General features: G+C 66.1%; 7 protein-coding genes. All 7 read left to right on the forward strand.

Translation table 11 applies throughout. The annotated features are described in order from the left end of the window. Nucleotides 1-16: 16 nt before the first annotated feature. The 7 genes from AC1VVM_RS17690 to AC1VVM_RS17720 all read left to right on the forward strand — a co-directional run bounded on the left by AC1VVM_RS17690 (nucleotide 17) and on the right by AC1VVM_RS17720 (nucleotide 12,539). Entirely contained in the window at nucleotides 17-2,386 is a 2,370-nt protein-coding gene (locus AC1VVM_RS17690) for a glycoside hydrolase family 3 N-terminal domain-containing protein (protein WP_482906651.1), read from the forward strand. 11 nt (nucleotides 2,387-2,397) lie between these two features. Further along, nucleotides 2,398-3,609: a D-mannonate dehydratase ManD gene (gene manD / locus AC1VVM_RS17695; protein ID WP_482906652.1), complete on the forward strand. Its 1,212-nt coding sequence runs from the start codon at nucleotides 2,398-2,400 to the stop codon at nucleotides 3,607-3,609. Then, nucleotides 3,606-4,928: an MFS transporter gene (locus AC1VVM_RS17700; protein ID WP_482906653.1), complete on the forward strand. Its 1,323-nt coding sequence runs from the start codon at nucleotides 3,606-3,608 to the stop codon at nucleotides 4,926-4,928. The genes manD and AC1VVM_RS17700 overlap by 4 nt, the downstream gene beginning before the upstream one ends. After that, nucleotides 4,925-6,337, forward strand: a complete 1,413-nt coding sequence (uxaC, locus tag AC1VVM_RS17705) for a glucuronate isomerase (protein WP_482906654.1) — start codon at nucleotides 4,925-4,927, stop codon at nucleotides 6,335-6,337. Before AC1VVM_RS17700 ends, uxaC begins: the two co-directional genes overlap by 4 nt. Before the next feature lie 8 nt (nucleotides 6,338-6,345). Continuing rightward, entirely contained in the window at nucleotides 6,346-7,803 is a 1,458-nt protein-coding gene (locus AC1VVM_RS17710; RefSeq protein WP_482906655.1) for a mannitol dehydrogenase family protein, read from the forward strand. Between the two features lies 1 nt (nucleotide 7,804). Beyond that, nucleotides 7,805-9,484, forward strand: a complete 1,680-nt coding sequence (locus AC1VVM_RS17715) for a GH35 family beta-galactosidase (RefSeq protein WP_482906656.1) — start codon at nucleotides 7,805-7,807, stop codon at nucleotides 9,482-9,484. Between the two features lie 133 nt (nucleotides 9,485-9,617). Then, nucleotides 9,618-12,539 (forward strand): TonB-dependent receptor, encoded by a 2,922-nt coding sequence (locus AC1VVM_RS17720; protein WP_132385968.1) that lies wholly within the window; start codon nucleotides 9,618-9,620, stop codon nucleotides 12,537-12,539. Nucleotides 12,540-12,579 lie beyond the last annotated feature (40 nt).

Raw genomic sequence — 12,579 nt, forward strand, 5'->3', positions numbered from 1 at the left:
CCAAGGTTACGTCCGCATGATCGCCCGCCGCGAACTGCTGCGCTGGAGCGCGGGGGCTTCCTTGCTGGCTTTCATGCCAGTAGCCGCGCGCGCCGCGACGGCGCTCTACAAGGACCCCAAGGTTCCCATCGACTTGCGCGTGAAGGACCTGATGGTCCGCATGACGCTGGACGAGAAGGTCGCCCAGCTCATCACGCTGTCCACCCGCAAGCGCGAGGTGATGAACGATTCGCGTGCTTTCGATCCGGCGCTTGCCAGCAGGAACCATCCCGACGGCATCGGCCAGATCGCTCGCCCGTCCGACCGGGGCGGCGCGGCGACCGCCAACAACACCGGCACCGAAGTCACCGGCCGCTGGCGCAAGCCCGCCGATACCATCGCTTTCGTCAACGCCGCGCAGAAGTGGGCGCGCGAGCAGACCCGCCTCGGCATTCCGATCCTCTTCCACGAGGAATCGCTCCACGGCTACATGGCGCCCGAGGCGACCAGCTTCCCGCAGGCCATCGCCATGGGCGGCAGTTTCGACACCGACCTTGTCGAGCGCGTGCAGTCGGTGATCGGACGCGAGGTGCGCGCGCACGGCTCCACGCTGGCGCTCTCTCCGGTGGTCGATATTGCCCGCGATCCGCGCTGGGGCCGCATCGAGGAGACCTTCGGCGAGGATCCCTATCTCTGCGGCGAAATGGGTGTTGCCGCCGTGCTGGGCCTTCAGGGACCGGGCAAGGAACTGGCCCCGGGCAAAGTCTTCGCCACGCTCAAGCACATGACCGGCCACGGCCAGCCTGAAGCGGGTAACAATGTCGCCCCGGCCCCGCTCGGCAAGCGCGAACTGCGCGATTCCTTCTTCCCGCCGTTCCGCGAAGTGGTGCGCCGCACCGGTATTGGCGCGGTCATGCCCTCCTACAACGAGATCGACGGCATTCCCAGCCACGCCAACCACTGGCTGCTTCAGGACGTGCTGCGCGGCGAATGGCACTTCGATGGCGCCATTGTCAGCGATTATGCGGCGATCCCGGAACTGGCGACGTTCCACCACCTTGCCAGCGATCTGGAGGGCGCGGCTCGCCTTGCGCTGCACGCGGGCGTCGATTGCGATCTGCCGGACGGCGATGCCTATCGCACGCTGGCCGATCAGGTCCGCAGGGGTTTGGTGCCGCTGGCCGCCGTCGATTCCGCTTGCCGCCACATGCTCACGCTCAAGTTCCGCGGCGGCATGTTCGAGGAAGCGCCGATCGATCCGAAGGTCTCGGCCAAGCTTACCGCCAATGCCGAAGCCCGCGCGCTGGCGCTGGAAGCGGCGCGCAAGTCGATCTGCCTGCTCAAGAACAGCGGTGTCCTGCCGCTGACCGCCGGTGCCCAGAAGCGCATCGCGGTTATCGGCCCGAACGCCAATGTCACGCGCCTTGGCGGCTATTCGTCGGAGCCGCGCACCACGGTCAATCTGGTGCAGGGCATCACCGCGCGCGTGGCGGGCAAGGCCGAAGTCGTCTTCGCGCAGGGCGTGTTCATCACCCGCAGCGAGGACCGCTCCGCCAACGAAGTGCTGCTGGCCGATCCCGCAAAGAACCGCGCGCTGATTGCCGAGGCCGTGGACGTGGCCAAGGGTAGCGACGTGGTGGTGCTCGCCATCGGCGATACCGAGCAGACCAGCCGCGAGGGCTATGCCCGCACCCACCTTGGCGACCGTACCGACCTTGATCTGCTGGGCGAGCAGAACGAACTGTTCCTCGCGCTCAAGGCCACCGGCAAGCCGGTGATCGTGGTCGCGCTCAATGGCCGTCCGCCCTCTTGGCCCACAGTCGCCGCGCAGGCCGACGCGATCCTTGAATGCTGGTATCTCGGCCAGGAAGGCGGCACTGCCATGGCCGAGGCGCTGTTCGGAGACGTCAATCCGGGCGCCAAGCTGCCGGTCACCGTGGTCAAGGACGTGGGGCAGGTGCCCTTCTTCTACAACCACAAGCCATCGGCCAAGCGCGGCTATCTCTTCACCGAGACGGCGCCGCTCTATCCCTTCGGCTTCGGGCTCAGCTACACCACGTTTACCGTGGGCGCGCCCAGCCTTTCAGCCCCGCGCATCGGCGTTGCGGGCAATGTCACCGTCTCGGTGGACGTGACCAACAGCGGCCAGCGCGAAGGGGACGAGGTGGTGCAGCTTTACGTCCACGATCAGGCCGCCAGCGTCACGCGCCCGGTCATGGAACTGCGCGGCTTCAAGCGCGTCACCCTGAAGCCCGGCGAGACGCGCAAGATCGAGTTCACTCTCGGCCCCGACGATTTCAGCCTCTGGAACGAGGATATGGTAGAAGTCGTCGAACCCGGCCTGTTCGATATCATGGTCGGCGCCAGCAGCGTCGATCATAAGACCACAACCCTCGAAATCGCCTGAGGATTCCCCTAATGCCCAAGATCGTCGACGCCAAAGTCATCATCACCTGCCCGGGGCGGAACTTCGTCACGCTCAAGATCACCTGTGACGACGGCACCACCGGCGTCGGTGACGCGACTCTCAACGGCCGCGAGCTTTCGGTCGCCAGCTACCTGACCGACCACGTGATCCCCTGCCTGATCGGCCGCGACGCGCATCGCATCGAGGACGTGTGGCAGTATCTCTACAAGGGTGCCTACTGGCGCCGCGGTCCGGTGACGATGACCGCCATCGCCGCCGTCGACATGGCGCTCTGGGATATCAAGGGCAAGATCGCGGGCCTGCCGGTCTACCAGCTGCTCGGCGGCGCCAGCCGCGAGGGCGTGATGGTCTACGGCCACGCCAACGGCACCAGCATCGAGGACACGATCGAGGTCGCGCTCGAATACCAGAAGCAGGGCTACAAGGCGATCCGCCTCCAGTGCGGCGTGCCGGGCATGGCCTCGACCTACGGCGTCTCGAAGGACAAGTACTTCTACGAGCCGGCCGATGCCGATCTGCCGACCGAGAACGTCTGGAACACCGCGAAGTATCTGCGCGTGGTGCCCGAACTGTTCAAGGCCGCGCGTGAGGCGCTGGGCTGGGACGTGCACCTGCTGCACGACATCCACCACCGCCTGACCCCCATCGAGGCCGGCCGCCTCGGCAAGGATCTGGAGCCCTACCGCCCGTTCTGGCTGGAAGACGCGACCCCTGCCGAAAATCAGGAAGCCTTTCGCCTGATCCGCCAGCATACCACCGCGCCGCTGGCCGTGGGCGAGATCTTCAACTCGATCTGGGACTGCAAGGACCTGATCCAGAACCAGCTGATCGACTATATCCGCGCCACGGTCGTCCACGCGGGCGGCATCACGCATCTGCGCCGGATCGCGGCGCTGGCCGATCTTTACCAGATCCGCACCGGCTGCCACGGCGCCACCGATCTTTCGCCGGTCTGCATGGCCGCCGCGCTGCACTTCGACCTTTCGGTGCCGAACTTCGGCGTTCAGGAATACATGCGCCACACGCCCGAGACCGACGCGGTCTTCCCCCATGCCTACACCTTCGACGACGGCATGATGCACCCGGGCGAAGCGCCGGGTCTGGGCGTGGACATCGACGAGGAACTGGCGGCAGGCTATGAATATACGCGCGCCTTCCTGCCGGTGAACCGCCTCGAAGACGGCACGATGTACAACTGGTGAGCACTGTGCACGGCGCCACGCTGAAAGTAGTCGAAACCGAAACCGGCCCGCGCAAACCTGCGGGCCGGATCCGTTGGATCGTCTGCACGCTGCTCTTCGCGGCGGTCGTCCTGAGCTATGTCGACAGGCTGGTCCTGCCGACGCTCAAGCCCGAACTGCAAGCCCGCTACGGCTGGAGCGAGAGCGGTTATGCCGACCTCGCGATCTGGTTCCAGGCGGGCTACGGCATTGCCTATGTCGTGTTCGGCCGCCTGATCGACCGGATCGGCGCACGCGCGGGCTATGCCCTTGCGGTGACGCTGTGGACGGTGGGGCACATGGCGCACGCGCTGTTCACGTCCACCAGCGGCATGCTGATCGCCCGCATCCCGCTGGCCATCGGTGAGGCGGGGACCTTCCCCGCCGCCATCGCCGCCACCAACGAATGGTTCCCCAAGCGCGAGCGCGCGCTGGCCATCGGCATCTTCAACGCGGGCTCCAACGTCGGCGCGATCCTGACGCCGCTGGTGGTGCCGATCATCGCGATGACGCTCGGCTGGCGCTGGGCCTTCATCCTCACCGGCCTGCTGACCGTGGTGTGGCTGGTCGCATGGCTCGGCTTCTACCGCCGCCCGCGCGACAAGAAGTCCCTGAGCGCCGAGGAACTGGCCTGGATCGAAGCCGATCCGGTCGAGCCGGTCCGCCCGGTCAAGTGGCGCGCGCTATTCGGCTATCGCCAGACCTGGGCCTATATGCTGGGCCGTTTCCTGATCGACCCGGTCTGGTGGACCTTCCTGTTCTGGCTGCCGGACTTCTTCAACAAGCAGTTCGGCGTGAAGATGCTGGACTTCGGACCGCCGCTGATCGCCGTCTACCTGCTGGCCGATATCGGCTCGGTGCTGGGCGGCTGGACATCCTCGCGCTTCATCGGCCGGGGCTGGAGCGTCAACCGTTCGCGCAAGACGGCGATGTTCCTTGCCGCGCTCTGCGCCGTGCCGATTGCCCTTGCGCCGGGCGCGCAGAGCCTGTGGACCGCCGTGGCGCTGATCGGCCTTGCCTGCGCCGGGCATCAGGGCTTCTCGGCCAATCTCTACGCGCTTCCGGGCGATACGATGCCGCGCTGGATGACCGGCTCGGTCGTCGGCCTCGGCGGGCTTGCCGGCGCGCTGGGCGGCATGCTGATGGCCAAGTTCGCCGGAACTATCCTGGAGCGGGTGGGCAGCTACGAGCCGATCTTCGTGGTCGCCTCCTGCGCCTATCTCGTGGCCCTTGGCGTCATTCACCTGATCCTTCCCCGCTATCAAGTCGCCGATCCCGACGGTGAGAGAGTTACTGCATGACTAGTCCCCTCGTTCTCCATCCCGACCGCCTGTTCCCTGCCGATCCCGGCACCCGGGCCATCGCGCGCGCGCTCTACGAGGGCGTGAAGGACCTGCCGATCGTCAGCCCGCACGGCCATACGGACCCGGCCTGGTTCGCCTATGACGAGGCTTTCAGCGATCCCGCCTCGCTGCTGATCGTGCCGGACCACTATGTGTTCCGCATGCTCTATTCGCAGGGCGTGGCGCTGGAATCGCTCGGCGTGCCCAGCGTCGACGGCAGCCCGGTGGAGCAGGACCCGCGCAAGATCTGGAACATTTTCGCGAAGAGCTACCACCTGTTCCGAGGCACGCCCTCGCGCATGTGGCTGGACTGGGTCTTCGCCGAAGTCTTCGGCCTTGACGTGCTGCTCGATGAGACGACGGCCGACCACTATTACGAGGTGATAGACGCCGCGCTGAAGACCGAGGCGTTCCGCCCGCGCGCGCTATTCGAGCGGTTCAATATCGAACTGATCGCCACCACCGAAGGGCCGCTGGACCCGCTGGCCCATCACCGCGCGATCCGCCAAAGCGGCTGGAACGGCCGCGTCGTCACGGCCTATCGCCCCGATCCGGTCGTCGATCCCGAAACGCCGGGCTTTGCCGAAAAGGTCGCGAAGTTTGGCGAAATGGCAGGCGAGGACGTCTCGACTTACGCGGGCTACCTTGCCGCGCACCGCTTCCACCGTGCGCGCTTCCGCGATGCGGGCGCGACTTCGACCGACCACGGCCATCCCAGCGCGCTGACCGCCGACCTTTCGCCCGAGGACTGCGAGGCGCTCTACCAGCGCGTGCTTTCGGGCGCGAGCAAGGAAGACGCCGAACTGTTCCGCGCCCAGCTCCTGACCGAAATGGCCGGGATGAGCGTGGAAGACGGCATGGTCATGCAGCTCCACCCAGCCGTCCACCGCAGCCACAACAAGGCCGTGCTCGACCGCTTCGGGCGCGACAAGGGCGGCGACATTCCCATGCCGGGCGAATTCGTGGAGGCCCTGAAGCCGCTGCTCGACCGCTGCGGCAACGATCCGCGCCTGACGCTGATCCTCTTCACGCTGGACGAGGAAGTCTATTCGCGTGAACTGGCCCCGCTGGCAGGCCACTATCCCTCGCTGCGTCTCGGGCCGCCGTGGTGGTTCCACGATTCCCCCGAAGGCATGCGCCGCTTCCGCGAGCGCGCAACTGAGACCGGCGGGTTCTACAACACCGTCGGCTTCAACGACGACACCCGCGCCTTCCTCTCGATCCCGGCCCGGCACGATGTGGCACGGCGTATGGACTGCGCATGGCTGGCGCAGCTCGTGGCCGAACACCGCTTGCCCGAGAACGAGGCGCACGAAGTGGCGCGCGCGCTCGCCTATGATCTGGTCAAGGCGGCGTACAAACTGTGAGGCAAGCTGTGAGGCTTTCGAACGAGACTCTCGCCGAGGTTCCGGCCTCGGTCGCCCGCCCGGCCTATGACCGCGCGGCGGTCAAGGCGGGTGTCGTCCACCTCGGCATCGGCGCCTTCCACCGCGCGCATCAGGCCGCTGTGTTCGAGGCCGCGCTGGCCTCGGGTGACCTCCGCTGGGGCGTGATCGGCGTTTCGCTGCGCTCGGCCTCGGTGCGGGACCAGATGGCGCCGCAGGACGGGCTCTACACGCTGCTCGTGCGCGAGGGCGAGGTGCAGACGCCGCAGATCATGGGCGTGGTGCAGCGCGTGCTGGTCGCTCCGGAAGACCCGGAGGCAGTGATCGCCGCGCTGGCTTCACCGGATACGCACCTCGTCACGCTGACGATCACCGAGAAGGGCTATTGCCTCGACCGCAAGACCGGCAAGCTCATGGCTGAGGATGCGGACGTGGCGGCCGATCTCGCCGGGCTGGAGCGCCCGCGCACGGCAGCGGGCTTCCTCGTCGCCGCGCTGGCGCGTCGGCGTGCGCAGGGGCTGGCGCCGCTCTCGATCCTTTCGTGCGATAACCTGCCGCACAACGGTGCGCTGCTGAAGGGCGCTGTGCTTGCCATGGCCGAGGCGCACGACCCGGCGCTGGCTGCGTGGATCGCGGAGACCTGCACATTCCCGGCCACCATGGTCGACCGCATCGTTCCGGCGACGACGGACGAGGACATTGCCGGTCTGGCCGCCCTGATCGGCGCCGAGGATCGCGCGATGGTCAAGGCCGAACCCTTCCTGCAATGGGTGATCGAGGACGCGTTTGCGGGCGAGCGCCCGGACTTCGCGGCATTCGGCGTCCAGCTGACCGATGCCGTCGCCCCGTGGGAAGAAGCCAAGCTGCGCTTGCTCAACGGCGCGCACTCGGCCATCGCCTATCTCGGCGGTCTTGCGGGCGATGCGTTCGTGCATGATTTCGTCGGCACCGCGCAGGGGCTGCTGTTCGTCGAGCGGCTGTGGGACGAAGTCGTGCCCTCGCTCGATCCGCCTGCCGGGCTCGATGTGGCGGCCTATCGCAAGCAGCTGTTGGCGCGCTTCGCCAACAGCGCGCTTCAGCACCGTACCCGGCAGATCGCCATGGATGGATCGCAGAAGCTGCCGCAGCGCCTGCTCGCGCCGCTGACCGCCGTGCGCGGGCAGGGCGGTTCCTTCGCTGCCATCGCGCTTGGCATTGCAGCATGGGTGCGCTGGCAGGCGGGCACGACCGACGCGGGCGAGACCTTCGCCATTGACGATCCCGCCGCTGCCGCTCTGGCCGCCGCGCTGGCCCCCGCCGAAACCCCGCGCGAACGCGTCGTGGCGGCGCTGGGCGTGCTCGGCTTCGTACCGGACGAGGAAGCGCTGGCTGCCGTGGCAGCGCATCTGGCCCGGCTCGAACAATCCGGCGCCCGCGCCGCCATTACCCAGTTCCTCGGAGAGAAGTAAAATGACCTTCCGCGCTGCCTTCATGGCGGTCACGGCTCTCTGCGCAAGCGTGAGCCTGGCCGCTCCCGCGCGCGCCGATGCGCCTCGCCTCGAAGCCAAGGGCGATACCAAGCAGCTGATCGTGAACGGCAAGCCGATGCTGATGATCGCGGGCGAGCTGAGCAATTCGGCCTCCTCCAGCGCGACCTACATGGCGCCGCACTGGAAGCGGCTGAAGGCCATGAACCTCAACACCGTGCTGACGCCGGTGTCGTGGGAACTGATCGAGCCCACCGAGGGCACGTTCGACTGGTCTTCGGTGGATTCGCAGATCAAGGCGGCGCGGGCGAACGATCTCAAGTTGGTGATCCTGTGGTTCGGCGCGTGGAAGAACTCCATGTCCACGTACGTTCCGGCCTGGGTGAAGCGCGATCAGCAGCGCTTCCCGCGTGCGGCGCTCCCCAACGGGCAGAGCGTGGAAATCCTCTCCACGTTCGGCGGGGAGACGCTCAAGGCCGATGAGCGCGCCTATGCCGCGCTGATGGCGCACCTGAAGGCGGTCGATTCCACGCAGAACACCGTCGTCATGGTGCAGGTGGAGAACGAGATCGGCATGCTGCCGGTCGCGCGCGACTATAGCGCCGCCGCCAATGCCGCCTACCGCGAGCCGGTTCCGGCCGAACTGGTGAACTACCTCGTCGCCCACAAGGACAGCCTTGTCCCCGGCATGCGCCGGATGTGGCTCGAGCACGGCGCGCGCACCAGCGGATCGTGGGAAGACCTGTTCGGCGGCGGCGATGCCTCGGCCGAAGTCTTCACCGCGTGGCACTATGCCCGCTTCGCCGACCAGCTCGCGGCGGCGGGCAAGGCGGCCTATCCGATCCCGATGTACGTCAACGTGGCGCTCAATCGCCCGGGCCGCATCCCCGGCGAATATCCGAGCGGCGGCCCGCTCCCGCACCTGCTCGACGTGTGGAAGGCGGGCGGTACCCATCTCGATTTCCTGTCGCCGGACATCTACTTCCCGAACTTCGTGGAGATCGTGAACGGCTACAAGCGGCCGGATAACGTGCTGTTCATTCCCGAGGCGCACAATTCCAACAACCCAGTGACGCCGGCGAACGCGTTCTATGCGATCGGCCAGCTCGACGCGATCGGCTTCGGTCCCTTCTCCATCGACTCCGTCGACGAGAATCCGGGCGCGCTCAAAGACGCCTATGGCGTGCTTCAGCAGTTGAAGCCCTATATCCTCGATGCGCAGGGCACCGACCGCATGGTGGGCTTCAAGCCGCGCCAGCTCTATGACGAAACGCTGGTCTACGAGCCGGAAACCCGCGACGTTGGGCCCTATCGCTTCACGATTGCCTACGCCGATATCCAGAAGCCGGTGGCGAACCCCGGCGCCGATGCGTCGATTCCGGGAACGACTGCCGCGATCGCTGCGGCGGGCGGGATGATCATCCAGATTGGCCCCGAGGAATATCTGATCGCCGGGCAGGGCATCACGGTGACCTTCAAGCCCAAATCGGACGCCGCCGCGCTGGCGGGAATCGATTCGGCATTCGAGGGCGAATTCGATTCGACCGGCACGTGGATACCCGGCCGACTGCTCAATGGCGACCAGACCCATCAGGGCCGTCATATCCGGCTGGACGCCGGAAAGTGGCAGATTCAGCGGGTAAAGCTCTACTCCTACAAATAGAGATACCGCTAACATTGGTATTGACGCGGGTCGGTGCTCTCCATATGTAGGGGTTAATGATAGCGCTACCAGCGGTGGCGCGACCCGTGATCCGCTTGGAAGCGGACATGTCCTACATGGGAGAGTATTTTTAATGCGTTCCAGCCGTATTTCCGTTCGTGCCGTTCTTCTGAGTGCTGCCGCGCTCCAGGGTTTTGTCGCGCCTGCCGTCCATGCACAGGACGCCGCACCGGCTGCCGACGCCGCCCAGGCCCCGCAGGATGCCAATGCTGAACCGTCGGGCGGAGATATCGTCGTCACCGGTATCCGCGCCTCGCTCCAGAGCGCGACCAATGCCAAGCGCGATGCGGTGGCCTTCGGTGACTCGATCTTCGCCGAAGACATCGGCAAGCTGCCCGCCACCAACCTTGCCGAAACGCTGAACCGCATGCCCGGCGTGCGCCTCAACCGCGACATCAACGGCGAAGGCACGCAGGTTGCCATTCGCGGCCTCGGCCCCAGCTTCACCCGCGTTCTGCTCAACGGTTCGCAGCTTCAGGTTGCCTCGGACGGGGGCACCAACGGCGGCAGCGCCAACCGCGAAGTCGATCTCGACTTCTTCCCTTCGGAACTCTTCACGCGCCTCGACCTGGCCAAGAGCCCGACGCCCTCGACGCTCGAAGGCGGCATTGCCGGTACCGTCAACCTTCACAACGCCCGTCCGTTCGATAAGCCGGGCGACCACGTTACCGTGGTGGCGCAGGGCCAGTATACCGACAGCAACGACAAGTTCGGCCCGCGCGGCGCCATCGTCGCCAGCCACACCAGCGATACCTTCGGCATTCTCGTCGGCGTGGCCGGCGTGAAGACCAAGACCCGCGTCGACGCCTTCGAATCCGTGGGCTGGGGCGACGGCAACCTGCCTTGCGGTACGGGCTGCACCGATGCCGGCAACAACAACTGGAACTGGGCTTCGACCGTTCCGGCCAATGCCGGTCACGGCCTTGTCGCCGGGCAGCCGGTGGACCCCGTTGCCACCTCGGGCCTCACCCGCGACCAGCTCAGCACCGCGCTGCTGCCGCGCCTCGGCCGCAACAGCCTGACCACCGGCACGCGCTCGCGCATTTCGGCGCTAGCGTCGATGGAATGGCGCCCGAGCGACGAGCTGCACTTCGCTCTCGACGCCATGTGGGCCAAGTCCGAGCGCAATTACGACAAGGTCAACATGAACTGGCAGGTCCGTAACTCGGGCCCGGGCACCGGCGCGCAGGCGACCGGCGGCATGGTTCCGATCGACCTCACCGTGGATGACAACAACGTCGTCACCAGCGGTACGTTCGCGAACTCCTCGTTCTTCCTGGAGGCGAGCCAGTTCAAGCAGACGACCAAGTTCTGGAACATCAACCCCAGCGTGACCTGGCAGCCGGCCTCGAACATCAAGGTTGAGGCGAATGCCAACTGGTCGAAGAGCTCGTTCTTCCGCGAACAGCCGACCTGGGCCTTCCAGACCGCACCGAATTCGGGCGTGGACGTCTATTACGACAACACCGGCGGTTCCAACCAGCCGATCATCACGTCGAACGCGAACCTGAACGATCCGAACCTCGGCTGGCAGTGGTACCGCCAGAACGTGGCGCTGGTTCGTCGCAGCACCGACACCAAGGGCGCACACCTCGACACCACGATCGGCGACAGCGACTTCAACGTGAAGTTCGGCGGCGCCTATGACCGCGCCGAGCGCTCGATCCGCGCTTACGACAACAGCCCGGCCTACCAGCTTTCGGTCTGCGGCGTCGGCTGCACCGGCGCCACCGGTTCGGTGCCCACTTCGGCGATCTCGCAGTATCTGAAGCAGTTCCCGGTCAACAACTTCGGCCATCTCGCCAGCGGTAGCGTCGGCTACAACGCCTTCGTCGTTCCGGACTTCGATGCACTGAGGCAGGCTACCGACTACGCCAGCTACCGTGACAGCGCGCCGCAGGCGAGCGGTGCGGTGACCGGCGGCGCCACCGGCGACATGGACGAGACCGTCTGGGGTGCCTACTTCGAACTGAACGGCGTGACCCAGATCTTCGGCCGCGACCTGCACATGAATTCCGGCATGCGCTATGCCCACACCAATCAGGTCGTCACCGGCCCGAGCCAGGTGGGCACGAGCATCATCGATATCACCTCACGGGCGAACTACGACAACTTCCTGCCGTCGATCAACCTGACCTACGACGTGATGGACAACGTCAAGCTGCGCGCTTCGGCTTCGCGCACCATGACCCGTCCGGATGCGGGCCTGATCCTGCCGGGCATCACCTTCTCCGACCCGTCGGCGCTGGTGGCGACTGCGGGTAATCCGGATCTGACGCCCTACACCTCGGACAACTACGATATCGGCGGTGAGTTCTACACAGGCGGCATCGGTTATGTCGGCGTCTCGGCGTTCCTGAAGAACATCCAGGGCTTCACCAGCACGCAGGTGACCAGCGCCAGCTTCGGTTCGCTGAACATTCCGTTCGACAGCCTGATCGCTACCCAGCAGGACGCGCTGCGCAACCGCGCTGCCGCATCCGGCGTGGCGATCAACGATCTGCCAATCACGGTGAACCGTCCGATCAACCTGTCCGACCTGCGCATCAAGGGCATCGAAGTTACCTGGGTCCAGCCGCTCGACTTCCTGGTTCAGGGCCTCGGCTTCTCGGCCAACGGCACGTACCTGAAGCAGTCGTCGTCCTCGGGCCTCGTCGCCACCGGCGTCTCGCCCTACTCGTACAACCTTCAGGGCTTCTACGAGGGCCACGGCGTTTCGGTCAGCCTGAACTACGTCTGGAACGACGCGTCGATCGCGCTGAACGGTCCGCAGAACAACATCCAGGGCGCCGCGCTGCGTTCGGATGCCCGCGGTCAGCTCGACCTTTCGGCCGGTTACCAGCTGCCGTTCCTCGACAACCGTCTGCGTCTGACGCTGGACGTGCTGAACATCAACAACGCGCCGATCCGCACCACCTTCCAGTACGACAACGCTGCGTACTCGGTCTACTATCCGGGCCGTCAGGTCCTGCTGGGTCTGCGCGCCAACTTCTGATCGTTCTTTCCAGGGAACCCCTCCTCCTCCCTGTAAACTT

It is taken from the genome of Novosphingobium sp. BL-S-33, assembly GCF_056857025.1.

Coding starts and splice junctions, on each gene's coding strand:
- AC1VVM_RS17690 (WP_482906651.1), top strand. CDS start 17: ATGATCGCCCGCCGCGAACTGCTGCGCTGGAGCGCGGGGGCTTCCTTG.
- AC1VVM_RS17720 (WP_132385968.1), top strand. CDS start 9,618: ATGCGTTCCAGCCGTATTTCCGTTCGTGCCGTTCTTCTGAGTGCTGCC.
- AC1VVM_RS17715 (WP_482906656.1), top strand. CDS start 7,805: ATGACCTTCCGCGCTGCCTTCATGGCGGTCACGGCTCTCTGCGCAAGC.
- manD (WP_482906652.1), top strand. CDS start 2,398: ATGCCCAAGATCGTCGACGCCAAAGTCATCATCACCTGCCCGGGGCGG.
- uxaC (WP_482906654.1), top strand. CDS start 4,925: ATGACTAGTCCCCTCGTTCTCCATCCCGACCGCCTGTTCCCTGCCGAT.